Origin of the sequence: Roseovarius ramblicola (assembly GCF_042430665.1) — a bacterium.
Classification (GTDB): Bacteria; Pseudomonadota; Alphaproteobacteria; order Rhodobacterales; family Rhodobacteraceae; genus Roseovarius; species Roseovarius ramblicola.
Map to the genome: position 1 here is coordinate 58,239 of NZ_JBHMEC010000026.1, position 25,543 is coordinate 83,781.

A 25,543-nucleotide genomic window follows, 5' to 3' on the forward strand; every position below is an offset into this window, starting at 1 on the left:
GCCTCAGGGGTCAAGATCGGCCATGCGGTCGGCGATCCCGTCGAACAGGGCAGGGGCAGCCTGCTGGAACCCGTCCAGTTGCAGCGAGGTGAGCGCCTGTCGGCCTTCCTCCGTCTCGGCGAGGCTCATCAGGGCGGTTTGCAGGGCCTGAACCGGTTCGGTTGCAAGGCTGTCATGCCGCGCACAGACCGGGGGAAAGCCCAGCCATTCCGACCGGGCGATCACGCGTGTGCGCGCGGTGAGACCCGGCTCGATCGCGGCAAGCGCTTCCCAGACATAGCCGTCGACGCTGCCGGATCGCACCAGGCCATCCGCCACCGCGCGCACCACATTGCGGTGGCCAAAGGTGAAGATCGACCGGCTGAAGAAGCCTTCGACCTGTTCCCCCATCCGGCGCAGATCGGTCGCGGTCACAAGGTAGCCAGAGTTCGAATCCGGGTCGGAAAATGCATGCGTTCCACCGCGCAGGTCGGTCAGGCTTTCCGCCCCGTCCTCAGCCCCGACAATGAGGTAGGATTGGTATCGTGGGCCACCGCGCCAGACAGGGACCGCGACAAGATCCAGCAAATCGGCGTGCTGGAGATACGGATAGCCGCAAAGCCATGCCGCATCGACACTCCGTTCCAGCAGGAGACCGGTGATTTCCTGATAGGTGCGACGCTGAACCAGTTCGATCTCGCGCCCCATCCCGCGCGACAAGGCGCGGCGCAGGCCGTCAATTACAGCGGCATCGTTGTCGAGAAACACGGGTGTCAGCCCAAGGCGAAAGACAGGTTGCGCCCGTGCGCGGCCAGCCATCACTGCCGCCAGTGCCGATCCGACAAGCGCGCGTCGGCTTATTGAATACTCCATGATCTCAAGCCCCTCCCCTTGCCACGATCCAGACCGTTGCCGCCGATGAGATGGCAGACCGGGCGACCCTCGCCGACAACTATGCCGCGCTCTCACAGCATTCGGAGCAGCGATCCACAAAATGGCCCGCACGATCACCGCCTGGAAGTTCGAACGTGGTCGGTTCTGTCATAACATCGACGATGCCTTCGCAACAGGCCGAGGGCTTCTGCATGCCAGTCCGGTCCGGTTTCGGAAACGCCTGTGGGGCGACCGACGGGTCAGCAGTGGTCAGCACCCGAGCGCCGCGTAACCTGATGTGCAAGGGAGAGGTCTTTGCCCAACGCAAAGAGGGGGTCTTTCTCCGGGCTGAGTTGGGTTGTCGACCCGTCGTCCACAACATTTTCCTGCGCTGGCCAGTCATCATATCGTACGCGATCGGCAAAACCGGCCCGAACATGTGCAAGTGCTGGGAACTGAGAATTGGTCCCAATACGATAGGCGAAGTTGCATGGAATGTGGCTCCCCATGATGCAGCGATATCTTGACGGGGTCCTGGCGGTAGATTTTCCCGATTGAAAACCCGATTGGGAAAAGGGCGTAATCACAGCCTTGCCCGAACGCCGCCGTCTCCCTGTCTTTGCACGGGGCGGGGTGGCAGGACAGGCGCCGAGTGCATATGGTATGCAAAGCGGGTTCGTTCCGATAGAGGGCGGCCCCAAGGAGAACTCTTGATGCCCCTGAACGCAGCCACCGCGGCCGCGCGGTTATCCTCTGCCCCTATGATGGACTGGACCGACCGCCACTGCCGGTATCTGCACCGGCTGCTCAGTCGCCGGGCCCTGCTCTATACCGAGATGGTCACCGCGCCCGCGCTGGTGCGCGGGGGCGCGCTGCATCTGCTCGACCACAGCCCCGAGGAGCATCCCGTCGCGCTGCAACTGGGCGGGTCGGACCCGAAAGAGCTGGCGCAGGCGGCGCGGCTGGGGGCGGAGGCAGGCTACGATGAGATCAACCTCAATTGCGGCTGCCCGTCGGACCGGGTGCAGTCGGGCACCTTCGGTGCGGTGCTGATGCGCGCGCCGGGCCTTGTGGCCGAGTGTTGCGCCGCGATGATCGACGCACAGCCGCGCGAGGTCACCGTCAAGTGCCGTATCGGCGTGGACGATCAGGATCCCGAAGAGGTGCTGCCGGACTTCCTGTCGCAAATCCGCGCGGCGGGGGTGCGGCGGGTCATCATCCACGCCCGCAAGGCGTGGCTTCAGGGCCTCAGCCCGAAGGAGAACCGCGACGTCCCGCCGCTCGATCACGATCTGGTGCGGCGGATGAAGGCGCATTTCCCCGACCTGCATATCTCGGTCAACGGCGGCATCGCCTCGCTGGACGAGGCCGAGGCGATGCTGGCCTCGGGCCTCGACGGGGTGATGGTGGGGCGCGCGGCCTATCACAGGCCCGCCGACATCCTCTGCGCCGCCGATCGCCGCATCTTCGGCGCGCCCGGCCCGGATGCGACGCCCGAAGCCGCCGTTCACGCCATGCTGCCCTATATCGAGGCGCATCTGAGCGCGGGCGGCAGGCTCATCTCGGTCACGCGGCACATGCTGGGTCTCTTCGCGGGCCGTCCCGGCGCGCGCGGCTGGCGCAGGATGCTGTCGGAGGGGGCGGTGCGGCCCGGCGCGGGGCCGGCGCTGGTGGAGGCGGCATTGTCGCAGGTGGTGCGCGCGGCCGCCTGACCCGGCTCAGCCGTGGCTGTCGATCAGGCGGCGCGCGGCCTCGCGGAGCGTCGCGTCCGACAGGTCGGGCACGGTCATCGGCGTGGCCGCGGCCCTGCTCATCCGGCGATAGCGCGGATCGTAATGGGTGCGGATGAGGGAGTCGACCAGCGGCGCGAATTCCCCCGCGCCCGCCCATGACCGCCACGCATCGACCGCGTCATGCCCGTGATAGCGCACCAGCCGCCCGAGGATCGCGTCGAGCCGCGCGGGGTCGGCGATGAGGTCGGCATACTCGTCCAGGATATGCGCCACCCGCGCGCCCATCGGGGCCTCCAGCCGCACCGCGCGCGCCGATTTCATCGCCACGGCCAGCGCCGGCGGCAGGGTGATCGCGCCGATCCGCGCGCTCTCGGCCTCGACAAAGACGGGCCGCGCGGGATCGAGCGCCGCCACCTCGGCGGCAAGCGCGCTCTCGAACGCCTTTTGCGACGGTTGCTCCGCACCCATGAGGCCAAAGACCGAGCCGCGGTGCAGGGCCAGCGCCTCGAGGTCGATCACCTGTGCGCCCTCGGCGTGAAGATGCGCCAGCAGCCGCGTCTTGGCGGTGCCGGTGCCGCCGTCGATCAGCGCCACGGGGGCGGGAAAGGGCCGCTCGTAGAGCGCCGCCACCACCAGCCGCCGATAGCTGCGGTAGCCGCCCGCGATCGTGTCGGCGCGCCAGCCGATCTGTTGCAGGATAGAGGTGAACGAGCCCGACCGCTGCCCGCCGCGCCAGCAATAGACCAGCGGCCGCCAGCCACCATCGCGATCGGCGAGCGGCCCCTCGATATGCGCGGCCGCGTTGCGCGCCACCAGCGCCGCACCGATCTTGCGGGCGAGGAACCGGTCCTCTTGCACATAGATCGTGCCGACGCGGGCGCGCTCGGCGTCCGACAGCACCGGCAGGCTGATCGCGCCGGGGATATGGTCCTCGGCGAATTCCGACGGCGAGCGCACGTCGATCACCTGATCGAAGGGCAGGGTGCCACGGCTTTCAAGGCTGTTCAGCGTGACCGGCACGCTCAGCTTGCCCGCCTGATGCCCATGACGCGGGCCCGCGCGCGCGGGTCGCTGTCGAAGAGCGCGGCAAGCTGTTCGGTCATCGCACCGGCAAGCTGATCGGCGTCGGTGATGGTCACCGCGCGCTCGTAATAGCGGGTGACGTCATGGCCGATACCGATGGCCAGAAGTTCCACCTGTTTGCGGCGCTCGACCATGGCGATCACGTCGCGCAGGTGCTTTTCGAGGTAGTTGGCGGGGTTGACGCTCAGCGTGCTGTCATCGACCGGCGCGCCGTCGGAGATCACCATCAGGATCTTGCGCGCTTCCTTGCGCGCCACGATCCGCCGGTGTGCCCATTCCAGCGCCTCGCCGTCGATGTTTTCCTTCAGCAGCCCCTCTTTCATCATCAGGCCCAGATTGTCGCGCGTCCGGCGCATCGGCGCGTCGGCGGATTTGTAGACGATGTGGCGCAGGTCGTTGAGACGACCGGGCAGTTGCGGGCGGCCCTCGGCCAGCCATTTCTCGCGGCTTTGCCCGCCTTTCCACGCGCGGGTGGTGAAGCCCAGCACCTCGACCTTGACCGAACACCGCTCCAGCGTGCGCGCGAGGACATCGGCGCAGATCGCGGCGATGGAGATCGGGCGGCCCCGCATCGAACCGGAATTGTCCAGCAGCAACGTCACCACCGTGTCGCGGAACTCGGTATCCTTCTCCACCTTGAAGCTGAGCGGCGTGGTCGGGTTGGCGACCACCCGGGCAAGACGCCCGGCATCGAGGATGCCCTCCTCGCGGTCGAACTCCCATGACCGGCTCTGCTGAGCCTGAAGGCGGCGTTGCAGCTTGTTGGCGAGCCGCCCGACCGCGCCCTTGAGCGGGTCGAGCTGCTGGTCGAGATAGGCGCGCAGGCGTTCGAGCTCGGCCGGGTCGGCCAGATCCTCGGCGCGGATTTCCTCGTCGTGGCTGGCGTCATAGATCAAGTAGCCGGGATCGGCCTCCGAGGCGGGCGGCGGCGGCGGCGGATCGAGCGGGGCCTCGCCCTCGGGCAGCTCGGTCTCCTCGTCCATGTCCTGCTCGGCCATCTCGTCGAGGCTGACCTGCGCCTGCTGCGTGTCCTGCTGCTCGTCCTGGCTGCGCTCGGGATCGGCGTCGGCCTCGTCCTCGTCGCTGTCGTCCTCGCCCTGGCTTTCGGGGTCGTCCTCCTCGCTTGCCTCCTCGGCCTCGTCCTCCTGGTCCTCGTCGGGGCTGTCGGGGTCGTCGCCCAACTGATCGCCATAGCCCAGATCCTCGATGATCCTCCGGGCAAAGCGCGCGAATGCGGTCTGATCGGCGAGCGTCTCCTGAAGGTTTTCGAGCGTGCCGCCCGCCTGCTCCTCGATAAAGCCGCGCCACAACTCCATTACGTTCTGCGCGCCCGGCGGCATGTCGCGTCCGGTGGCGAGGTGGCGGATCAGGTAGCCTGCGGCGGCGGGCAGGGGGGCATCGGCGGAATTGGTGATCTGATCGAAGCCGAGACGCGCCGCGTCCTGCGCGATCCTGGCGTCGATATTGGTGGCGGTGCCGGGCATCTCGCGCGCGCCCACGGCCTCGCAGCGGGCGGTCTCCATCGCCTCGTAGAGGTCGCGCGCCATGTCGCCCGGCGGGGCATAGCGGGCATGTGTCGCGGCGTCGTGGAACTTGTGCCGCAGCGCCAGCGCATCCGCCGTGCCGCGCGCCAGCAGCACCTCTTCGCGGCTCATCCGGCGGCTGACCTGCGGCAGGCGCATCGCATCGCCCGAAATCCCCGCCGGATCGACCGAATAGCTCACCGTCAGGTCGCTGTCGTCCGCCATCACCTTGGTGGCGTTGGCCAGCGCCTTCTTGAACGGATCGGCGGGGTTGTCGGTGGGTTTGGTCATGGGGTCGCCGTGATCTTTTCGTTTAGCGATATGTTAACCGAAGATTTGCAATGCTGTGCCCGACAGCTTATCTCTGATAGCAAGGGAGCCACCGCATGGCCGACACGCCGGATAACCACACCATCGCCCTGTTGCAGGAAATGCGCCGCGAAATGCGCGGACGTTTCGACGCGATTGACGAAAAATTCGATGCCATCGACGAGCGTTTCGACGGGGTGGATGCGCGCATCGACGGGCTGACCCACATCCTGACCCTCATGGCGGGCCATTCCCACGATCTCGACGCGCGCGTCGAGGCGCTGGAAGACGCGGCCAAGCCAGAAATCTGAGGCCACCGCCCGCGTCACTGCACACCCATGTTCGCCGCGCTCTCCGGCAGTTCCTCGTCGAAACAGCGCTGGTAGAATTCCGCCACCGTCTGCCGCTCCAACTCGTCGCACTTGTTGAGAAAGGTCAGCCGGAACGCATAGCCCACGTTGCGGAAGATGGTGGCGTTCTGCGCCCAGGCGATCACCGTGCGCGGGCTCATCACGGTCGACAATTCGCCGTTCATGAAGGCGGTGCGCGACAGATCCGCCACCGTCACCATGCGGCTCACCGTCTTGCGCCCCTCGGCGGTGTTGTAGAGCGGGTTCTTGGCCAGCACGATCGCGGTCTCGGCGTCGTGGCTCAGGTAGTTGAGTGTGGCGACCAGCGACCAGCGGTCCATCTGGCCCTGGTTGATCTGCTGCGTGCCGTGATAGAGGCCGGTGGTATCGCCAAGGCCCACCGTGTTGGCGGTGGCGAACAGGCGGAAGAACGGGTTGGGGGTGATCACCTCGTTCTGGTCGAGCAGCGTCAGCTTGCCATCCGCCTCCAGCACCCGCTGGATCACGAACATCACGTCGGCGCGCCCGGCGTCGTATTCGTCGAACACGATCGCGGTCGGATTGCGCAGCGCCCAGGGCAGGATGCCCTCGTGAAACTCGGTCACCTGCACGCCGCCCTTCAGCTTGATCGCGTCCTTGCCGATGAGGTCGATCCGGCTGATATGGCTGTCGAGATTGACCCGCACCGTCGGCCAGTTGAGCCGCGCGGCCACCTGCTCGATATGGGTCGATTTGCCGGTGCCGTGGTAGCCCTGGATCATCACCCGGCGGTTGTGGGAAAACCCGGCGAGGATGGCCAGCGTCGTGTCGGGGTCGAATTTGTAGGTGGAATCGAATTCCGGCACCCGTTCGCTGCTGTCGGCAAAACCCTTGACGATCATGTCGGTGTCGATGCCAAAGGTTTCGCGGACAGAGATTTCCTCGGTCGGTTTCGCGTTGATGTCAATCGTTCCGTCAGCCAATTCGCCGGTCCTTCGATAGGGTCGCCATGTGTTCGTGTCGTGGTGCAACATATCGCGCGCAAGGGCAAGGGGAAGGGGCAAGATCGCGCTGGCCCCATGGCCCGCAGGCACTGGCCATACGCGCCCGTCGTGCTAGGGTTCCCTCCGAACGGGACAGTGACGGCTGCATGGCAACGCGCGACGACATAGAACGGCACATCCTGCGCGCCGCGCAAGGCGACCGGGCGGCCTTCCGCGCGCTCTATGATGCCACCTCGGCGAAACTTCTGGGTGTCGCGCTGCGTGTGTTGAATGACCGCGCGGAGGCCGAGGACGTGCTGCAGGACATCTATGTCAAGGTCTGGCACAATGCCGCGCGCTACAATGTCAACGGGCTGAGCCCCATGACCTGGCTCATCACCATCGCGCGCAACAGTGCCGTCGACCGCCTGCGCAAGCGGCGCAGGACCGGGACGGTCGAGACGCTCGACGAGCGGATCGCCGATGGCGGGGCCGGGCCCGAGGCGCGGGCCGTCGCGGCGTCCGAGCGGCGGCGGCTCGACGCCTGCATGGAAGAACTGGCCGCGGACCGCGCCGAGGCGGTGCGCCGCGCCTATCTCGACGGCGAGACCTACGCCGATCTCGCGGCGCGCTTTGACGTGCCGCTCAACACGATGCGAACATGGCTGCGCCGCAGCCTCTTGAAGCTGAAGGAGTGTCTGTCGCGATGAGCGATCTGGACCAGCCGGACCGGGACGAGGACCACATCCTCGCGGGCGAATACGCCCTCGGCCTGCTTTCGGCAGAAGAGGCGGCGGCGTTCGAGGCGCGCATGGTGCGTGAGCCCGGGCTGCGCGCGGCCTATGCGCAATGGGCCACCGATCTTGCCGCTCTCACCGACGATGTCGCGCCACAGCCCCCCCCCGCCCATGTCTGGCGGCGGCTCGAGGCGGGGCTCTTCCCCGACACCCGGCGCGCGCGCTGGCCGCGCCGTCTGGTGGTGTGGGGCGGCGGGCTCGCGGCGGCGGCGGTGCTGGCGCTGGCCGTGGTCATCGGCGGCAACTGGGGGGCGCCGCCGCAAACGCCTGCCGAGGCGATCTACCGCGCCGAGGTGGCCGCCGAGGATCGCAGCCTCGTGGTCGAGGCGGTCTATGACGCGGCCACCGGCACCCTGCTGGTGGACCGTGCGGCGGGCGCGCCCGCGCCGGGCCGCGCGCTGGAACTGTGGCTCATCGCCGACGAGGATGCGCCGGTCTCGCTGGGCGTGCTGCCCGAGGACCGGCGCGGCACGCTGCCGGTGCCGGACGCGCTGCGCCCGCGCCTGCCGGGCGCGGTGCTCGCGGTCTCCGACGAGCCCTCCGGCGGCTCGCCCACCGGCGCGCCCACCGGCGACGTTCTGGCCACCGGTGCCGTGCGCGACAGCTAGGCGGGCGGCGGGCGCGGGGCGTATTGGCCTATACCTGCCGTTCGCCACCCACCCCGCGCGGAATCAAGGCGTGCTTGCACGCCGCCGCGCGAGCGGTCATGCCGAAGGCATGCCTCCGGCATGACCCGCCCCGTCGCACCGAAGGTGCGCCGGTATAAGCGGCACGCCTTTGGCATGATGGGCAGGCGCTTTTGCAACGCTGCAAATAGCTGTGATCATTGATGTATTTTGCACCATAAATCGCACAGCATTGGCCGAACTGCGCCCACCCGGCGGTCGGGCCCTCGCGCGGCTCGTCGCATCATGCCCAATGTCCCTTCCATGCCAATAACGCCCCCCGCAAAAAAATCTGAAACTCTTTCGCCACCCCCTGCGTGCCTCCTCGTGACCTCCGGCCACAGGGTCGGGGGCGTGATCAACCAACCAAGGAGACACGGATATGAAAACCAACAGGATTTTCACCGCCACCGCCACCGCCACCGCCGCGCTCGCGCTCACCGCCAGCATGTCGCTTGCCAGCATGGATAACCCCATGGTCGGCGGGGCGCCGATGTACGCCGACAAGAACATCATCGAGAACGCGGTGAACTCCGCCGATCACGAGACGCTCGTTGCCGCCGTCAAGGCCGCCGGTCTCGTCGATACGCTCTCTGGTGAGGGGCCGTTCACCGTTTTCGCCCCCACCGACGCCGCCTTCGGCATGCTGCGCGAGGGCGCGGTCGAGGCGCTGCTGGAGCCGGAGGCGAAACAGCAACTCACGCAGATCCTCACCTGCCACGTCGTGGGCGCCGACGCGATGGCGCAGGCGATCAAGGGCATGATCGACGATGACGGCGGCATGCACATCGTGCCCACGCTCGGCGGCTGCGAGCTCAAGGCGACCTACTCGGGCGACAAGATCATGCTCGAGGACGAGCGCGGGCGCACCATCAACGTCACCATCGCCGACGTGGCCCAGTCCAACGGCGTGATCCATGTGGTGGACCGGGTGATCCTGCCGCCCAAGCCGTAAGAGGTGCGGTGCGAGTGCGGGGCGGTATCCCGGCGGGGCGGCGCATCGGCCGCCCCGCTTCATTTTTCCGCGTCCGCCAGATCCGCCAGCGTCCCGGCATCCAGAATGCGCACCACGCCGCGCTCCTGCGCCACGATGCCGCGCCGCGCCAGCGCGTCGAGCCGGCGCGAGACCACCTCGCGCGCCGTCCCGATCATCACCGCGATCTCGGCATGGGTGGCCGCCAGCCGCCCGCCCGTCGCCCGCGCCAGCAGGCATTGCGCCAGCCGCGTCTCGATCCGCTGGAACGCCACCCGATCGAGCAGGTGCATCATGGATTGCAGCCGCGCGGCAAAGGCGGCAAAGACGAAACCGCGAAAGCCGGGATCGTCATCCATCAGCCGCAGAAAGATGTCGCGCGGCACCAGCACGATCTCGGATGCGGTGCGCGCCACCGCCTCGCCGGAATAGTCCTCGCCGCCCATCAGGCCCAGCGTGGATTGCACGCAGCTTTGCCCCGGGTTGACCTCGTAGAGCAGGATTTCCCGCCCCGAGAGCCCCGTGAGATAGACCTCGATCCGGCCCCGCAGAACGATGACAAAGCCCTTGACCGTCTCGCCGGGGCGAAACAGCACCGCGCCCTCGGGCACCTCCATCGGCACCAGCGCGTCGAGCGCTGCCGCCGCCGCCCCCATCGGCGGCAGGCCCGTGGCCCGCGCGCGCCAGCCCATCAGCCGCGTCCGCGTTTCTCGAACCGGGGCAGCATGGCCGAGAAATCGCGGCCCTTGCCATCCTCGCCCTCGACGAACTGTGCGTAGAGATCACAGGCGGCGCGGCCCATCGGCGTGTCGGCATCCACCGCCTCCGCCGCCTGCTGCGACAGGCGCAGGTCCTTGAGCATCAGATCGGCGGCAAAGCCGGGGGTATAGCCGTTGTCGGCGGGCGACTTGGGGCCGATCCCCGGGGCCGGGCAATAGGTGTTCATCGACCAGGATGAGCCGGACGAGGTCGACACCACGTCGAACATCGCCTCGCGCGCAAGCCCCAGCTTGTCGGCCAGCGCGAACGCCTCGCAGGTGGCGATCATGGTGGCTCCGAGGATCATGTTGTTGCAGATCTTGGCCGACTGACCGTTGCCGGATGGACCACAGTGAACCGCCTTTTGCCCCATGATGTCAAGGAGTTCCCGGGCGATCTTAAAGCCCGCTTCGTCGCCCCCCACCATGAAGGTGAGCGTGCCGCCCGCGGCCCCGCCGATGCCGCCGGACACCGGCGCATCCAGCGCCGACAGCCCCGCCGCCTGCGCCTCTCGCGCCACGTCGCGCGCGCTCTCCACATCGACGGTCGAACAGTCGAGCAGAACCGCGCCCGGGTCCATCGCCGGGATCACCTCGGCGGCCACGCGGCGCAGGATGTCACCGTTGGGCAGCATCGTGATGACCACCGCCGCGCCCCGCGCCGCCTCTGCCGCGCTTGCCGCCATGGTCACGCCCTCGACGCCGACCTCGGCCATGTCAAAGCCCGTCACCGCGTGCCCGGCGCGGGCAAGGTTGGCGGCCATCGGCGCGCCCATGTTTCCCAAGCCGATGAATCCGATCTTCATGGTCACTCCTCCTCCAGTGTCAGCGCGTCGGGCCCCAGCGGCATCAGCATCTGCGACACCGCATAGCCCGGCAGGGCGTCAAGCCCATGTTTCCATTGTGGTTTTCGATCCCTGTCGATGATCGCGGCGCGGGTACCCTCAAGGAAATCGCCGATCTCCATCGCGCGATACGTGAACCGGTATTCAAGGCCGAGCGCGCGGCCGATACCCGCCCCGGGGCCGCGCAGGCGGTGGACCATCTCTACCGTGCAGGCCATCGACAGCGGCGAGCCGCGCCCAATCGCCTTGAGCGCCGCGCTTGCGAAATCGCCGTCGTCGCTGCGCAGCGAATTGAGGATGTCGTGCAGCCCCTCGCCGCCGAAATGCGCGTCGATCCCGGCTTGCTGCGCCCGCAAGCCGCCCTCCGGCGGGGTCCCGGCGAAGCCGTCGATTACCCCCGGATCGCCACTTTCGATCAGCGCCACGCGCAGCTCTTGCCACTTTAACTGTGGCGAATAACGATCTGCAAACCCGGCATAAATTGCATCATCCGGCCCCATCCGCGTGCCCGTCGTTCCGAGGTATTCGCCCGCGCGCCCCGGTGCCCGCGCCAGCAGCAGCGAGCCGCCCACATCCGGCACCAGGCCGATGCCGCATTCCGGCATCGCCACCTGCGTGCTCTCGCAGACCACGCGGTGCGAGCCGTGGCAGGAAATCCCCACGCCGCCGCCCATGACAAAGCCCTGCATCAGCGCGACATAAGGTTTCGGATAGCGCGCGATCCTTGCGTTCAGCCGGTATTCATCCGCCCAGAACCGCCGCCCATAGGCGAAATCGCCGGCGCACCCGGTGTCGTAAAGCTGCTGGATATCGCCACCGGCACAGAACGCCTTGTCACCCTCGGCGTCGATCAGCACCAGCGCCACCTCGTCATCGTTGCGCCAGTCGTCGAGCGCCGCCTCGATGGCGCCGCACATCTCGTAGCTCAGCGCGTTGAGCGCGCGGGGCCGCGTCAGCGTGATCCGCCCCGCGCGCCCCTCCTTGCGGATATGGATATCGTCGCTCATCGGTCCGCCAGCATCTGCCGCGCCACGATCAGGCGCATGATCTCGTTGGTGCCTTCGAGGATCTCGTGCACGCGCAGGTCGCGCACCAGTTTCTCGATCCCGTAATCGGTCAGATAGCCATAGCCGCCATGCAGTTGCAGGCACTGGTTGACGATGCGCGAACCGGCCTCGGTCACGAATTTCTTGGCCATTGCGCAGAACTTCGTCGCATCGGGCGCACCCTGGTCGAGCTTCCACGCCGCCTGCCGCAGAAAGGTGCGCGCCGCCTGCAATTCGATCTCCATGTCGGCCAGCCGGAACTGCAGCCCCTGAAACTGGTCGATCGGCTTGCCGAACGCCTTGCGCTCGGCCATGTAGGCGAGCGTCAAGTCTATCGCCTGCTGCGCCGCGCCCAATGAACAGGCCGCGATGTTGAGCCGCCCGCCATCGAGGCCATTCATCGCATAAGTGAAACCTTTCCCCTCTTCACCAACCAGATTGGCCGCCGGAATGTTGCAATTGTCAAACTGCACCTGCCGCGTCGGCTGGCTGCGCCAGCCCATCTTGTCCTCCAGCCCGCCATAGCTGAGGCCCGGCGTGCCGTCCTCGACATAGACGGTCGAGATGCCGCGCGGCCCCTCGCCGCCGGTGCGCACCATCACCACGTAGGCGTCCGAATATCCGCCTCCCGAGATGAATGCCTTGGTGCCGTTGAGGGTGTATCCCTCGTTCGTCCGCTCCGCGCGGGTCTTCAACGCGGCGGCGTCCGAGCCCGATCCCGGCTCGGTCAGGCAGTAGGAAAGCACCGTCTCCATCGTCATCGCGCGGGGCAGCACCCGCGCCTTCATCTCGCCGCTGCCGAACCTGTCGATCATCTTGGCGCACATGTTGTGGATCGACAGGAACGCCGCCACCGACGGGCAGGCCATCGACAGCGCCTCGAACACCAGCGTCGCGTCCAGCCGCGAGAGGCCAGAACCGCCCGACTCCTCGCTCACGTAAAGCCCGCCGAATCCCAGCGCCGCGATCTCGGGCCACAGCGCCTTCGGGATGGTGCCCGCGCGCTCCCAGTCGTGCGCGTGCGGCGCGATCCGGTCCTGCCCAAAGGCATGGGCCATGTCGAATATGGCGGATTGTTCCTCTGTCAGGGCGAACTCCATGTGCGGCTCCTTCGGGCGGCTTGCAGCGGGTGAATTGAACGCACGTTTAATTACCAATCCTTGCAGCAGTATTGCAAGGCCAGGTTCAGAGATCGGCGTGGTATTCCTCGATCAGGTGGCGCACCACCGCGTGCAACGCCGCGTCGCCGTCCGCGCCGCCCTCGTGCGCCGCCCCGGCCACGGCGCGCTGGCGCTCGGCGCTGGTGCCGCCCGCCACCATGTCGCGCACCCGCGCCACCTCGGCAAGCGACGAGAAGAACTCGGCATCCTCGCCCACCAGCTCGATCATCTCGGCGACCAGCTCCGCCATCGGCACGATCTCGCCGCGCCCGAGGTCGATCAGCCCCCCGGTGGTGCCGTAGCGCTGCGCGCGCCATCGATTCTCGCTGACGAGGAAGGTGTCGTAGATGCGCCAGCGCTGATTGCGGATCGCCAGCCGCCACAACATCCGCGCCAGCGCCTGCGTCAGCGCCGCCAGCGTGAGCGTGTCCTCCAGCCGGGGTTGCACGTCGCAGATCCGCGATTCGATGGTGGGAAAGCGCGACGAGGGGCGCAAGTCCCACCATATCTTCGACGCGTCCTCGATCACGCCCATGTCCACCAGCACCTGCACCGACCGCTCGAAGCTGCCAAAGCTCTCCATCCGCGGCGGCAGCCCGGTGCGCGGCAGGTTATCGAACACCGTCAGGCGATAGCTCGCCAGCCCCGTATCCTGCCCCTGCCAGAACGGCGACGAGGTGCTCAGCGCCAGCAGGTGCGGCAGGAAATAGCTGAGCTGGTTCATCAGGTCGACGCGCCGGTCGGGCGGGTCGATGCCGACATGCACATGCATCCCGCAGATCAGCATCCGCCGCACCACCCCGGCGAGATCGTGGTCGAGATCGTTGTAGCGCTGCTTGTCGGTATGGGTCTGGCTGCGCCAGTCGGCAAACGGGTGGCAGGAGGCGGCGATGGGGGCGAGGTTGTGCGCCCGCGCGTGCCGCGCCACGGTGGCGCGCAGGCGCTTCAGGTCCTCGCGCGCCTCGGCGATGGTGGCGCAGGGCTTGCTGCCGATCTCGATCTGGCAGTTGAGGAATTCGGGGCTGACCTGATCCTCGAGGTCATTCTGGCATGCCGCCATCAGCGCCTCGGGCGCGGGGCTGAGCGCGAGACTGTCGAGATCGACGAGCAGGTATTCCTCCTCGATGCCGATGGTGAAATCCGGGTGCGCGATCGCCATGCCCTGCCTCCCCTGTCACTGTCCCGCCAGCAAACACCGGGGGCAGGGGGCCTGCCAAGAAAAAAGCTGCCCCGGCGGCGTTTCTTGGCAGGCCGCGATGGCCGCGATGGCCGCGATGGCCGAGGTGCGCGGGGGCAGTGCGCATGGTAGGTTGGCGTCCATCCGACAGGCCACTCTTCGCGCGGAATAAAGGCGTGCTTGCACGCCTCGTTCCGCGCGGGGGATGTGCGGGCACCTTTATTCAAAGGAACGGTGGAGGTCCCATCCTACGGTATTCTATGTTGAGCGTCTTTCCTCAATTTCGGCAAGCTCACTCAATGTGAGGCTGGGGTTCTTCTTTGCTTCTTCCAAAAATAGATCCGCATGTTGCAGCCAAAGATGAGAAAATTCGCCTTTCTTAATGCCAAATGAACTTTGGCCGATATCTCTGCGTAAGGCGCGAAAAAAATCATCCATTAAAAAGATCGTCTGAACATCAGGCTTTGCTTGCTTCAAATTCGACATCCAAGCGAAATATGCGCGGAGCACATTGTTTCCGCCCCAAAGAACAAGTGTGCGCTGCCATTCCCGCAAAAACGCAGTTACCTCTTTCTTGTCTCCGCTAGACTTATCAGTCCCATGGAACACTTTGAACAACTCAACTAAAAACTGATCATAAATTTTTATCTTCTTTTCTCTGAAATGTGTTTCAATTTCTCGCTTTCTATCAAAATGCCGCCCGAGGGTTACAGTTAATGCAGCCCCTAAAATACTAAAAAAACCGGCGACGATGGCCACCGACAGCTTGTCGTCAGTGCTGCTTATTCCACTCCATACATAATCAAAAACCCAAAGCAGCAACCAGCCGAAGCCAAATAAACAAGCCAAGGCAATCAGCACAGAAAGAAAAATGCGAAACATATTCCTCACCTCGCAAACTTCTTGTACTTCACCCGCTTCGGCTCCAGCGCGTCCGGGCCCAATCGCCGCTTCTTGTCTTCCTCGTAGGCCGAGAAGTCGCCCTCGAACCACTCCACATGGGCCTCGCCCTCGAAGGCGAGCATGTGGGTGCAGATGCGGTCGAGGAAAAAGCGGTCGTGGGAGATGACCACGGCGCAGCCGGCGAAATCCATCAGCGCATCCTCGAGCGCGCGCAGCGTCTCGACGTCCAGATCGTTGGTCGGCTCGTCCAAGAGCAGCACGTTGCCGCCCTCCTTCAGCAGCCTTGCCATGTGCACCCGGTTGCGCTCGCCCCCCGACAGGAGCGACACCTTCTTCTGCTGGTCGCCGCCCTTGAAGTTGAACGCGCCGCAATAGGCGCGGGAGTTGATCTGGGCGTCGCCAAGCGCGATCACCTCGGCACCGCCGGAGATCGATTCCCACACCGTCTCGGTCGCCTTGAGGTCATCGCGCGACTGATCGACATAGGAGAGCTTGACGGTATCGCCATACTCGATGCTGCCCGCATCCGGGCTCTCCTGCCCGGTGAGCATGCGAAACAGCGTCGACTTGCCCGCGCCGTTGGGGCCGATCACGCCGACGATGCCGCCGGGCGGCAGCGAAAAGCTCAGATCCTCGATCAGCAGCTTGTCGCCCATCGCCTTTTTCAGGCCCTCGACCTCGATCACCTTGTCGCCAAGGCGCGGGCCGTTGGGGATGACGATCTGCGCCCGGCCCACGCGCTCGCGCTCGGATTGGCCGGCCAGCTCGTTATAGGCGTTGATCCGGGCCTTCTGCTTGGCCTGCCGCGCCTTCTGCCCCTGCCGCATCCATTCCAGCTCGCGCTCCAGCGTCTTCTGCCGGGACTTGTCCTCGCGCGCCTCCTGCGCGAGGCGCTTGGCCTTCTGCTCCAGCCAGGCGGAATAATTGCCCTCGTAGGGGATGCCGCGGCCGCGGTCGAGTTCGAGAATCCACCCCGTGATATCGTCGAGGAAATAGCGGTCGTGGGTGACGATCAGGATCGTGCCCTTGTAGTCGATCAGGTGGCTTTGCAGCCAGGCGATGGTCTCGGCATCCAGATGGTTGGTGGGCTCGTCCAGCAGCAGCATGTCGGGGGCCTCCAGCAGCAGCTTGCACAGCGCCACCCGCCGCCGCTCGCCGCCCGAGAGCGAGGCGACCTCGGCCCCGTCCGGGGGACAGCGCAGCGCCTCCATCGCCACGTCGATGCGGCTGTCGAGATCCCACAGGTTCTCGCCGTCGATCTCGTCCTGCAATTGCGCCATCTCGTCGGCGGTCTCGTCGGAATAGTTCATCGCCAGCTCGTTGAACCGGTCGAGCTTGGCCTGCTTGGCCGCGACCCCCAGCATCACGTTGCCGCGCACGTCGAGGCTGTCGTCAAGCTGCGGCTCCTGCGGGAGATAGCCCACCCGCGCGCCCTGCGCCGCCCACGCCTCGCCCGAGAATTCGGTGTCGAGCCCGGCCATGATCCGCAAGAGCGTGGACTTGCCCGCGCCGTTGGGGCCGACGACGCCGATCTTGACGCCGGGCAGGAAGTTGAGATTGATGTTCTCAAAGCACTTCTTGCCGCCCGGATAGGTCTTGGAGACCCCGGACATGTGATAGACGTATTGATAGGCTGCCATGATCCGCGCTCCGTCTGGAAATCCGTGATGCCCCGGGGATAGCGGGCGCGCGCGGCCGTAGCAATGGTCAGCGTGCCGGGCGGGCCGGGACGGCGGGCGGCGCGAGGGCCGCCATGCCGTCGGCGCGGGCGCGCAGCCAGCCGATCAGGGCAGGCAGCGGCATCGGGCGGGCAAGTCCGTAGCCCTGGATCACCGGGCAATTGGCGCGGTGGAGCATGGCGCGCTGCGCCGCCGTTTCCACCCCCTCGGCCACCACCGACATGCGCAACAGGCCGCACAGCCGGATGATGGCGCGCACGATGACGCGGTTGCGCGGGTCCTGCTCCAGCCGGGCGATCATCGAGCGGTCGAGCTTGATCGCGTCGACCTCGAAGCTGGCCATGTGCGCGAGCCCGGCATAGCCGGTGCCGAAATCATCGAGCGCCACGCGCACGCCCAGCCGCTTGAGCCGCGCCACCGCGCCGCGCACATCCGCGCCCGAGCCGTCGAGGATGGTGGTTTCCAGCACCTCGATACAGACCCGGCCTGCGGCCAGCCCGCGCGATTGCAGCGCCCAGTCCAGCAGACCGGGATAGTTGACATCGGCGAGGATCGCGGCGGAGACGTTGATCGACATGCCCAGATCGGTGAATCCCGCCGCGTCCAGCGCCTGCAGTGCGTCGAGCGCCATGGTCATGGAGCGATAGTCGATCTCGGCGAGCAGCCCGAGCCCGTCGGCGGCGTCGAGAAACGCCGCCGGGGCGAGCAGCCCGCGCGCCGGGTGCTGCCAGCGGATCAGCGCCTCGCAGCCGCAGATGCGGCCCGTGGCCAGCGACAGTTGCGGCTGCAGGTGGATGGTGAACTGGTCGCCGCTCACCGCCTCGCGCAGATCCCGGGCGAGCGTCTGGCGGGCGCGCTGCGCGCGGCCCAGACCGGCGGTGTAGTGGACGACGCGGCCGCGCCCGCGCGCCTTGGCGTCGTAGAGCGCGGTATCGGCGCACTGGATCATCTCCTCGCCGGTGGCCGCCCCGTCGCCGGCGGCGCAAGCGCCGATCGAGGCCCCGATGCGGATGGTCTGATCGCGCCACACGAGCGGCTGGCCGAGCGCGCGCAGCACCTCGCCCGCGCGGGCGTCGAGCGTCGCCGTCCCATCGGGCAGGGCGCAGACGAGCAGGAACTCGTCGCCGCCGGTGCGGCAGGCGAGATCGCCCGGCCCGGCCGCCCCCGCCAGCACCGACGCGACATGGACGAGCGTGCGGTCGCCCGCGCCGTGGCCGTGCGTGTCGTTGATGTCCTTGAACTTGTCGATGTCGATGACCAGCGCGCCGAGCCGCCCGGCGGCGATCCCGGCGCGCACCTGCGGCGTGCCGAGATGCTCGACCAGCCGCTTGCGGTTGGCCAGCCCGGTCAGGTCGTCGTGGTGGGCGGCGTGGCGCAGATCGACCTGCACCTGCCGCAGCGCCATTTCGGTGCTGACCTGGTCGGTGACGTCGCGGCAGGTGATGATCACCTTGCGATCGCCGGGACCGGGGCCGAGATCGACCAGCGCGAATCCCTGCTGGTTCCAGAACGTCGTGCCGTCGCGGCGGATGTGACGGCCAAGCGAGTAGCGGCGAAAGAGCGCGCTGTCCGCGTGATAGCGGAAACCGGCGATCTCGTCCGGTGGCGGGCGCATCTCCGGCGGCAAAAGGAAGTCTTGCGGCTTGCGCCCGCGCATCTCGTCCAGCGTCCAGCCATAGAGCCGTTCGCAGGCCGGGTTGACCCATTCGATGCGCGCGTCGAGCCCCTGCACAACGATGCCGTCATGCGCGCCCGCGACGATGCCGCGAAACAGCGCCCCGCCCGCGCCGGTGCAGGTCAGGCAGGCGAGCGCCGTTTCCGCGGCGCTGTCGGTGTCGTGATCCGTCATTCGCGCGCGCCCCTTGCCCGTGCTCCTCCACGGACCCTAGCCGCCCGCGGTTAACAGCCCGTGGCCACGGGCCGGAAAATTCTGACAATTCGATCCGTCCACGAAACACCGGGCGGCGGGGATGGCGGGGGCGGCGGCGCGGTCGCGGGCACGAGACGGACAGCCCCCCCGGGGGGAAGGGAGGAACCTGTTGCGCCGTGTCCCTGCGATCCTTGCACTGGCCGTGCTGGCCGCCTGCGGCGGCGCGCGCGACGTGACCCTGCTGGCGCCGGATGGCGGGCGAGCGTGCTTTGGGACTTTACGCCGGTGCGATATCTGGCGAAGAGGGGGCATGATCCAGCCGCTGCCACCCTCGCGCCCCGGCCAGGTGATCGGCCTGCTGGGCGGGTCCTTCGATCCGCCCCATTCGGGGCATCTGCATATCAGCCGCGAGGCGCTCCGGCGCTTCGGGCTGGATCGGGTGTGGTGGCTGGTCAGCCCCGGCAACCCGCTCAAGCGCCACGGCCCCGCGCCGCTGCCCGACCGGATGGCGGCGGCGCGCGCGCTGGCGGATCACCCGCGCATCGCGGTCACCGATATCGAGGCGCGTCTCGGCACGCGCTACACGGCCCAAACGTTGGCGGCGGTGACGGCGATCTGCCCGGGGCGGCGCTTCGTCTGGCTGATGGGGGCCGACAACCTGGCGCAGTTCCACCGCTGGCAGGACTGGCGCGGGATCATCGAGCGCGTGCCCGTGGGGGTGCTGGCGCGCCCCGGTCAGCGCATCTCGGCGCGGCTGTCGCCCGCCGCGCGCATCTATGCGCAGGCGCGGATCAAGGGCCGGGCGAGCCACCTGCTGGGCCGCGCCAGGGCCCCGGCCTGGTGCTTCGTCAACGTGCCGATGACCGGCATCTCGTCGAGCGACCTGCGCGCGCGCGAGCGCGGCGCGGACCACGCGGCGCAAGCGGAAAAGTGAGCCGCTGCGGCACCGAAGCCGGTTGCGCCGGTGCGGTGATTTTGCTTACCGTCACGCCATGAGCAACCGGATCACAAGACGCCTCTTCACCGCCTCGGCGCTGGCCGCGCTGGCCGCGCCCGCCGTGGCCGAGCCACCGGCGGTGTCGCTGCGCCCGCTGCTGCGCCCGGCGAGCATCCGCGCCGCCCGCGCGGCGGCAGAAGCGGAGGCGCTGATCGCGCAGGCGCGGTTGTCGGGGGATGTGGGCTATGCCGTGCTCGACACCGAAACCGGCGCGGTCCTGGAGTCGCGCGCGCCCGCGACCGGCCTGCCGCCGGCGAGCGTCACCAAGGCGCTGACCGCGCTCTACGCGCTCGACACGCTGGGGGCGGCGCACCGGTTCGAGACCCGGCTGGTGGCCACCGGGCCGGTGGCGGATGGCGTGCTCAGGGGCGATCTGGTGCTGGCGGGCGGCGGCGACCCGACGCTGGACACCGACGCTCTGGCCGACATGGCGGCCGCGCTCAAGCGCGCCGGTGTGCGCGAGGTGACCGGCGGGTTCCGCGTCTGGGGCGGGGCGGTGCCTTACCGGCGCGCCATAGATGCGCGCCAGCCGGTCCATGCCGGCTACAACCCGGCGCTCTCGGGGCTGAGCCTCAACCACAACCGGGTGCGGTTCGAATGGACCCGCACGGGCGCCGACTATGCCATCACCATGGATGCGCGCTCGGGGCGCTACCGTCCCGACGTGACGGTGGCGCGGATGCGCGTCGCCGACCGCAGCGCACCGGTCTTCACCTACACCGACGCGGGCGCACGCGACGACTGGACGGTGGCGCGCGCCGCGCTGGGCGGCGGCGGGGCGCGCTGGCTTCCGGTGCGCAAGCCCGAGCTCTACGCCGGCGAGGTGTTCGCCACCTTCGCGCGCTCCCACGGGATCGTGCTGAAGGCACCCGGAGAGATCGACGACGCGGCCCCGCAGGGCCGCACGCTCGTCACCCATCAAAGCGATCCGCTCGCGGACATCCTGCGCGGGATGCTGCGCTACTCCACCAACATCACCGCCGAGATGGTCGGCATGGCCGCAAGCGCGCGCAGGCGCGGGCGGGCGCTCGATCTCGCCGCCTCGGCGCGGGAGATGACCGGCTGGGCGCGCGCCGCGCTGGGCATGGAGACGTCGGCGCTGCGCGACCATTCGGGGCTCGACGACCGGTCCCGGCTGTCGCCGCTCGACATGGCCCGGGCGCTGGCGGCGGCGGGGCGCGCGCAGGCGCTGCGCCCGCTCCTGCGCGAGGTCACCCTGCGCGACGCCCGCGGCCGGCCCCGCCGCGGCCACCCGGCGCGGGTGCAGGCCAAGACCGGCACGCTCTATTTCGTCAGCACGCTGGCAGGCTATGTCACCGCGCCGGACGGGCGCGGGCTGGCCTTCGCGATCCTGACGGCGGATGATGCCCTGCGCAGCCGGATCGACCCCTCCCGCGGCGAGCGCCCTCGTGGCGCGCGCGGCTGGAACCTGCGCGCCAAACGTCTGCAACAGGCGCTGATCGCACGGTGGAGCGAGGTCCACGGCGGCTGACGGCGCGGGCGCACCGCCGTGCAGGTGCTGAGCCGGGGAAAGGACCGCAGGTTCGCGGGGCGAGCGAGTGACCGGCGCCTGTGCCTGTGGTGTTTCGGGTGGGGGTCCCGCCAGGACACGATCCCGCCAGGACCTTGTGTGTTGCGACCGTGCCGTCCGAATCTTGTGTCCGCCACCTGACACAGGATGCCAGATGAAAGCAGGCGGCGGGCATGGCCCGGCATCCTCGATGCGAAACGGTCAGTGGCCGGTTCTGAACCGGCCGTGCGGGTCGGGGCAGTGGATCGGTCTGGCCCGGAGGGGACATTCAGTACAACGCTTGAGAAGCCGCGCGGCGCCCGACCGCCGGGTGGGTGCAAGCCGGGATGTGTTGTGCGATTTATGGTGCCATATAATTCAATAATTACAGCTACTTGCAACGTTGCAAAAGCGCCCGCCCGTCACGCCGGAGACGTGCCGGTAGTATCGGCGCACCTTTGGTGCGACGGGGCGGTCGGGCGCTGCGCGGCGGCGCGCAAGCGCGCCTCTATTCCGCGCGGGGCAAGTGATCGAACGTCCCCCCAGGCCACCCCCCTCTCACATCGCCTCCGGCCACAGGCGGCCCCGCCCCGCACGGCCTGCCGCCGGACCGCCGTCCACGCACCCGAGTGTGCACCACAGGCAGAGCGGGGCCTTTTGTCAGATGACCGACACGAGGCCAGGCGAATTCGTGGAATTGACGCCAGGTATGAAACCGCCGAAGCGATATGTAGCGATCGGGAGTCAGCATCGCGCGGCCTCCCCGTCATTCCCGGGTCGCGCCCGAGGATGACGGTCGAACGGTGCGCGGGGCAGGGCGGGCTTCAACCCGCCTTGCCGTCCTCCGCCGCCGTCTCCTCCCCCTCATCGCCCCCAACCCGCTTCGCCAGGTACGCATCGAGCCGCACCTCCCCCGCGATCTTCATCTGCGCCCATGTCCTGAGCAGCCGGTTGACCCGCGCGTGATAGCCGCGCCCCATCCCGCGATAGAACCGCGCCACCGACCGGTCGAGGTAGAGCGTCACCTTCTCGCGCGGCTCCTCGACATCCAGGTCGGCCTCCAGCGTGTGCCAGGCGTCGGGCACCACGTCGGCCAGCGTGGCGTCGATCCAGTCGTCGCGGCTCAGGTGGATGAGATCGCGCATCAGCGTATCGCGGGCGAGGTTCTGGGTCTTGGTCATGCGGGCCATGCGGGGTCTCCGGGTTCCAAAGGATCAGCCTTGCCCGGACCGGGTTAACGCGGCCCTCGCCGCCCGTGCGCCGTCACCGACGCAATACCGGCGGAGTACCGACGCGATGCCGTCCCCGGTTTTCAGCCGTCCCCGGCGGTCCCCGCACCCGCCACCGGCAGCGCGCTCTCGCTCTCCGGGGCCAGCTCCTCGAAGTCGAAATTATCGAGCCGCCGCGCCCGCCGCCCGGCCTTGTCGGCGGAGATCCTGATCTCCGAAACGTCCTTCGCCGCCTGGTGGAAATGCCGGTCGAGGTTCTCCACCCGCGTGCCCAGCCGGTCCACATCCGCGAACAGGAGCGCCAGCTCCCGCCGGATCGCCCCCGCCTGCTCGCGCATCCGCGCGTCCTTGAGAATGGCGCGCATGGTGTTGAGCGTGGCCATGCAGGTGGTCGGCGACACGATCCATACCCTTGCCGCGAACCCCTCGCGCACCACCTCGGGGAAATTGGCGTGCAGCTCGGCATAGACCGCCTCGGAGGGCAGGAACATCAGCGCGCCATCGGCGGTCTCGCCCTCGATGATATAGCGCTCTGCGATGTCCTTTATGTGCTTTTTCAAGGAGTTGCGCAGAAACCGCGCTGCCTCTGCCACCTCTGCATCGGTGGTGGCCCGGCGCAGCGCCTCGTAGGCTTCCAGCGGGAATTTGCTGTCGATGCAGATCGGTCCGGGCGGATTGGGCAGGTGGATCAGGCAATCGGCGCGCTTGCCATTCGATAGCGTCGCCTGCAGCGCGTAGCTGTCCGACGGCAGCGCCTTGGTCACGATATCGGTGAGCTGGATTTCGCCAAATGCCCCGCGCGTCTGCTTGTTGCTGAGGATGTCCTGCAAGGACAGCACATCGCCCGACAGCTTGGTGATGTTGTCCTGCGCGCGGTCGATCGCCTGCAGGCGCTGCTGCAATTCGCCCAGTGATTGCGCCGTGCGCCGGGCCGAGCCTTGCAGGTTTTCGGTCATGTTTTCCGTGACTTGCGACAGCCGCTTCTCCATCAGGTTCAGCATGTGCGACTGCGCCGAAGCCTGCGCTTCCGAGACGTGGTTGAGCCCCCCGGCCAGTTGGTGCTGCCCGTCCGACAGCCCCTTCACCCGCTCGCCCAGATGCGCCATCTGCCGCGCCAGCGGTTCGGTCAGCCGCGCCGAACGATTGGCCGCCCGCAGCGCCATCAGCAAGAGCAGCAGGATCAGCAGAAACGCCCCGCCGCCAATCAGTGCGGCGAGGGTGATCGGGTCGGACGGATCGAGCGAATAGGGGCCAAGCTGGATCATGTCCGTCCGAAAAGCCGCTCTATATCAGCGAGTTGCAGCTCCACATAGGTGGGCCGCCCGTGGTTGCACTGGCCCGAGAGCGGCGTGCGTTCCATCTCGCGCAGGAGCGCGTTCATCTCTTCCCCGCTCATCCGGCGGCCCGAGCGGACCGAGCCGTGGCAGGCCATGCGCGACAGCACCGCGTCGATCCGCGCGCCCAGCAGGTCGCTCGCGCCGCCGTCGTGCAATTCGTCGAGGATGTCGCGCAGCAGCGCCCCCGCATCCACCTCGCCCAGGATCGCCGGGGTCTCGCGCACGGCGATGGCCCCGGGGCCGAACGGCTCGATTCCGAGGCCGAGCATGGCCAGCGCGCCCGCATGCTCCGAGAGCAGCGCGCATTCGGCCTCGGGTAGCTCCACCACCTCGGGAATGAGCAGCGCCTGCGCGGCGATACCATTCTCCGCCGCCTGCCGTTTCAGCCGCTCGTAGACCAGCCGCTCGTGGGCGGCGTGCTGATCGACGATGACCATGCCCCGCCCGGTCTGGGCGATGATGTAATTCTCGTGCACCTGCGCGCGCGCGGCCCCCAGCGGCAGGGCGGTGGCGGGGGTGTCGGCGGCCTCCGGCGTCGCCTCCTCCACCCGCGCGCTCCACTCCCCGGCCATCTCGGCAAAGCCCGGGGCCTGCGCCTGATAGGCCGCCCCGCGCGCCTGCGCCGAAGGGCGATCCATCTGGTAGACGCGCGCGCCCGCCGGCTCGGGCCGCATCGCGCCCAGCGTCGCCCCCGCCACCGTCGAGGACGCCCGGTGCCCGGCTTCTGCAAGGGCGTGCCGCAGCCCCGAGACGACGAGGCCGCGCGCCACCCCCGGCTCGCGAAAGCGCACCTCGGCCTTGGCGGGGTGGACGTTGACGTCCACCAGCCGCGGGTCGCAGTCGATGAACAGCGCCGCCGCCGGGTGCCGGTCGCGCGCCAGCACATCCCTGTAGCCCGCCCGCAGCGCGCCAATGAGCATCCGGTCGCGCACGGGGCGGCCATTGACAAAGAGGTGCTGCGCCACCGCAGCGCCCCGCGAATAGGTGGGCAACGCGGCCAGCCCCGACAGCCGCAAGCCCTCTCGCTCGGCGACGATGCGGATCGCGTTGTCGGCGAACCCTGCCCCGAGGATGCGCCGCAGCCGCCCCTCCAGCGCCTCGAACAGATCGCCGCTCTCGGCCTCGGCGCGGAATGTCACCCGTCCTTCGCCGCCGCCCGAGACGTCGCGCAGCACGAAGCCCACCTGTGGGGCCGCCATGGCGAGGCGCTTGACGGTGTCGGAAATGGCCTGCGCCTCGGCGCGCTCGGTGCGCAGGAACTTGAGCCGCGCGGGCGTGGCATAGAACAGATCGCGCAGCGTGACCGTGGTGCCGCGCCCGCGTGCCGCCGGTTTTGCCGCGCTCACTTGCCCGCCCGTCACCGCAATCTCGGCGGCGTCATGGCCGTCTGCCCGCGCGGTGATGGTCAGCCGCCCGACCGCGCCCAGCGAGGGCAGCGCCTCGCCGCGAAAGCCGAAGGAATGGATGTCGAGCAGGTCCGAGCCGTCGATCTTCGAGGTGGCGTGCCGCGCCAGCGCGAGGGCCAGATCGTCGGGGGCGATGCCGCAGCCATCGTCGCTCACGTGGATCAGCGTCTTGCCGCCATCGGCCTGCGCGATCTCGATCCTTGTGGCGCCTGCGTCGAGCGCGTTCTCCACCAGTTCCTTGACCGCCGAGGCGGGCCGCTCGATCACCTCGCCCGCGGCAATGCGGTTGACCGCCGCCTCGTCGAGCTGTCGAATCACGGGGCGCTCGGCGCCTATGTTGGGGGTTGGCCTGCTCATGACCCAAAACCTAGCATGGTCG

General features: G+C 68.1%; 22 protein-coding genes. 7 read left to right on the top strand and 15 right to left on the bottom strand.

The window, feature by feature from the left end:
- Nucleotides 1–3: 3 nt before the first annotated feature.
- The gene (locus ACFFU4_RS15135) at nt 4–852 is read right to left on the bottom strand and encodes a substrate-binding domain-containing protein (RefSeq protein ID WP_377070651.1); all 849 of its coding nucleotides are present in this window, start codon (nt 850–852) and stop codon (nt 4–6) included.
- Nucleotides 853–1,565: 713 nt separating this feature from the next.
- Between ACFFU4_RS15135 and dusA the strand changes: the two genes are divergently transcribed.
- Entirely contained in the window at nt 1,566–2,564 is a 999-nt protein-coding gene (gene dusA, locus ACFFU4_RS15140; protein WP_377070652.1) for a tRNA dihydrouridine(20/20a) synthase DusA, read from the top strand.
- A gap of 6 nt (nt 2,565–2,570) precedes the next feature.
- Here dusA and mnmH read toward each other — a convergent pair whose 3' ends face one another.
- Both mnmH and cobT read right to left on the bottom strand, forming a co-directional pair.
- Nucleotides 2,571–3,605 (bottom strand): tRNA 2-selenouridine(34) synthase MnmH, encoded by a 1,035-nt coding sequence (gene mnmH, locus ACFFU4_RS15145; protein ID WP_377070653.1) that lies wholly within the window; start codon nt 3,603–3,605, stop codon nt 2,571–2,573.
- A gap of 2 nt (nt 3,606–3,607) precedes the next feature.
- Nucleotides 3,608–5,482: a cobaltochelatase subunit CobT gene (gene cobT / locus ACFFU4_RS15150; protein ID WP_377070654.1), complete on the bottom strand. Its 1,875-nt coding sequence runs from the start codon at nt 5,480–5,482 to the stop codon at nt 3,608–3,610.
- A gap of 95 nt (nt 5,483–5,577) precedes the next feature.
- On the opposite strand from cobT, the gene ACFFU4_RS15155 reads away from it, so the two are divergent.
- Nucleotides 5,578–5,811: a hypothetical protein gene (locus ACFFU4_RS15155; protein WP_377070655.1), complete on the top strand. Its 234-nt coding sequence runs from the start codon at nt 5,578–5,580 to the stop codon at nt 5,809–5,811.
- 14 nt (nt 5,812–5,825) lie between these two features.
- Here ACFFU4_RS15155 and cobS read toward each other — a convergent pair whose 3' ends face one another.
- The gene (gene cobS / locus ACFFU4_RS15160) at nt 5,826–6,812 is read right to left on the bottom strand and encodes a cobaltochelatase subunit CobS (protein WP_377070656.1); all 987 of its coding nucleotides are present in this window, start codon (nt 6,810–6,812) and stop codon (nt 5,826–5,828) included.
- A gap of 167 nt (nt 6,813–6,979) precedes the next feature.
- On the opposite strand from cobS, the gene ACFFU4_RS15165 reads away from it, so the two are divergent.
- The 3 genes from ACFFU4_RS15165 to ACFFU4_RS15175 all read left to right on the top strand — a co-directional run bounded on the left by ACFFU4_RS15165 (nt 6,980) and on the right by ACFFU4_RS15175 (nt 9,229).
- The gene (locus ACFFU4_RS15165; RefSeq protein ID WP_377070657.1) at nt 6,980–7,522 is read left to right on the top strand and encodes a sigma-70 family RNA polymerase sigma factor; all 543 of its coding nucleotides are present in this window, start codon (nt 6,980–6,982) and stop codon (nt 7,520–7,522) included.
- Nucleotides 7,519–8,217 (top strand): anti-sigma factor, encoded by a 699-nt coding sequence (locus tag ACFFU4_RS15170; RefSeq protein ID WP_377070658.1) that lies wholly within the window; start codon nt 7,519–7,521, stop codon nt 8,215–8,217. The genes ACFFU4_RS15165 and ACFFU4_RS15170 overlap by 4 nt, the downstream gene beginning before the upstream one ends.
- Nucleotides 8,218–8,656: 439 nt before the next feature.
- Nucleotides 8,657–9,229, top strand: coding sequence for a fasciclin domain-containing protein (locus tag ACFFU4_RS15175; protein ID WP_377070659.1), 573 nt, complete (start codon nt 8,657–8,659; stop codon nt 9,227–9,229).
- 59 nt (nt 9,230–9,288) lie between these two features.
- Here ACFFU4_RS15175 and ACFFU4_RS15180 read toward each other — a convergent pair whose 3' ends face one another.
- The 8 genes from ACFFU4_RS15180 to ACFFU4_RS15215 all read right to left on the bottom strand — a co-directional run bounded on the left by ACFFU4_RS15180 (nt 9,289) and on the right by ACFFU4_RS15215 (nt 18,664).
- A complete protein-coding gene (locus ACFFU4_RS15180) occupies nt 9,289–9,939 on the bottom strand; it encodes a Crp/Fnr family transcriptional regulator (RefSeq protein ID WP_377070660.1) in 651 nt (216 codons plus the stop codon).
- Nucleotides 9,939–10,811 (bottom strand): 3-hydroxyisobutyrate dehydrogenase, encoded by an 873-nt coding sequence (gene mmsB, locus ACFFU4_RS15185; protein ID WP_377070661.1) that lies wholly within the window; start codon nt 10,809–10,811, stop codon nt 9,939–9,941. Before mmsB ends, ACFFU4_RS15180 begins: the two co-directional genes overlap by 1 nt.
- 2 nt (nt 10,812–10,813) lie before the next feature.
- Nucleotides 10,814–11,857, bottom strand: a complete 1,044-nt coding sequence (locus tag ACFFU4_RS15190) for an enoyl-CoA hydratase/isomerase family protein (protein WP_377070662.1) — start codon at nt 11,855–11,857, stop codon at nt 10,814–10,816.
- Nucleotides 11,854–12,996: an acyl-CoA dehydrogenase family protein gene (locus tag ACFFU4_RS15195; RefSeq protein WP_377070663.1), complete on the bottom strand. Its 1,143-nt coding sequence runs from the start codon at nt 12,994–12,996 to the stop codon at nt 11,854–11,856. The genes ACFFU4_RS15190 and ACFFU4_RS15195 overlap by 4 nt, the downstream gene beginning before the upstream one ends.
- Nucleotides 12,997–13,081: 85 nt before the next feature.
- Nucleotides 13,082–14,209, bottom strand: a complete 1,128-nt coding sequence (locus tag ACFFU4_RS15200; RefSeq protein WP_377070868.1) for a carboxylate-amine ligase — start codon at nt 14,207–14,209, stop codon at nt 13,082–13,084.
- Between the two features lie 282 nt (nt 14,210–14,491).
- Nucleotides 14,492–15,115, bottom strand: coding sequence for a hypothetical protein (locus tag ACFFU4_RS15205; RefSeq protein ID WP_377070664.1), 624 nt, complete (start codon nt 15,113–15,115; stop codon nt 14,492–14,494).
- 5 nt (nt 15,116–15,120) lie between these two features.
- On the bottom strand, nt 15,121–16,776 hold the full coding sequence (gene ettA, locus ACFFU4_RS15210; protein WP_377070665.1) for an energy-dependent translational throttle protein EttA: 1,656 nt from the start codon (nt 16,774–16,776) through the stop codon (nt 15,121–15,123).
- A 67-nt stretch (nt 16,777–16,843) separates the two neighbouring features.
- On the bottom strand, nt 16,844–18,664 hold the full coding sequence (locus ACFFU4_RS15215; RefSeq protein ID WP_377070666.1) for a putative bifunctional diguanylate cyclase/phosphodiesterase: 1,821 nt from the start codon (nt 18,662–18,664) through the stop codon (nt 16,844–16,846).
- Between the two features lie 331 nt (nt 18,665–18,995).
- Here ACFFU4_RS15215 and ACFFU4_RS15220 point away from each other — a divergent pair, with 331 nt between their 5' ends.
- Both ACFFU4_RS15220 and dacB read left to right on the top strand, forming a co-directional pair.
- Nucleotides 18,996–19,619: a nicotinate-nucleotide adenylyltransferase gene (locus ACFFU4_RS15220; protein ID WP_377070667.1), complete on the top strand. Its 624-nt coding sequence runs from the start codon at nt 18,996–18,998 to the stop codon at nt 19,617–19,619.
- A 58-nt stretch (nt 19,620–19,677) separates the two neighbouring features.
- On the top strand, nt 19,678–21,174 hold the full coding sequence (gene dacB / locus ACFFU4_RS15225; protein ID WP_377070668.1) for a D-alanyl-D-alanine carboxypeptidase/D-alanyl-D-alanine endopeptidase: 1,497 nt from the start codon (nt 19,678–19,680) through the stop codon (nt 21,172–21,174).
- An 842-nt stretch (nt 21,175–22,016) separates the two neighbouring features.
- Here dacB and ACFFU4_RS15230 read toward each other — a convergent pair.
- From ACFFU4_RS15230 to mutL, 3 genes are all read right to left on the bottom strand, one after another.
- Nucleotides 22,017–22,382, bottom strand: a complete 366-nt coding sequence (locus ACFFU4_RS15230) for a BrnA antitoxin family protein (protein WP_377070669.1) — start codon at nt 22,380–22,382, stop codon at nt 22,017–22,019.
- A 122-nt stretch (nt 22,383–22,504) separates the two neighbouring features.
- Nucleotides 22,505–23,686, bottom strand: a complete 1,182-nt coding sequence (locus ACFFU4_RS15235) for a DNA recombination protein RmuC (RefSeq protein WP_377070670.1) — start codon at nt 23,684–23,686, stop codon at nt 22,505–22,507.
- The gene (mutL, locus tag ACFFU4_RS15240) at nt 23,683–25,521 is read right to left on the bottom strand and encodes a DNA mismatch repair endonuclease MutL (RefSeq protein ID WP_377070671.1); all 1,839 of its coding nucleotides are present in this window, start codon (nt 25,519–25,521) and stop codon (nt 23,683–23,685) included. The genes ACFFU4_RS15235 and mutL overlap by 4 nt, the downstream gene beginning before the upstream one ends.
- Between the last annotated feature and the right edge of the window lie 22 nt (nt 25,522–25,543).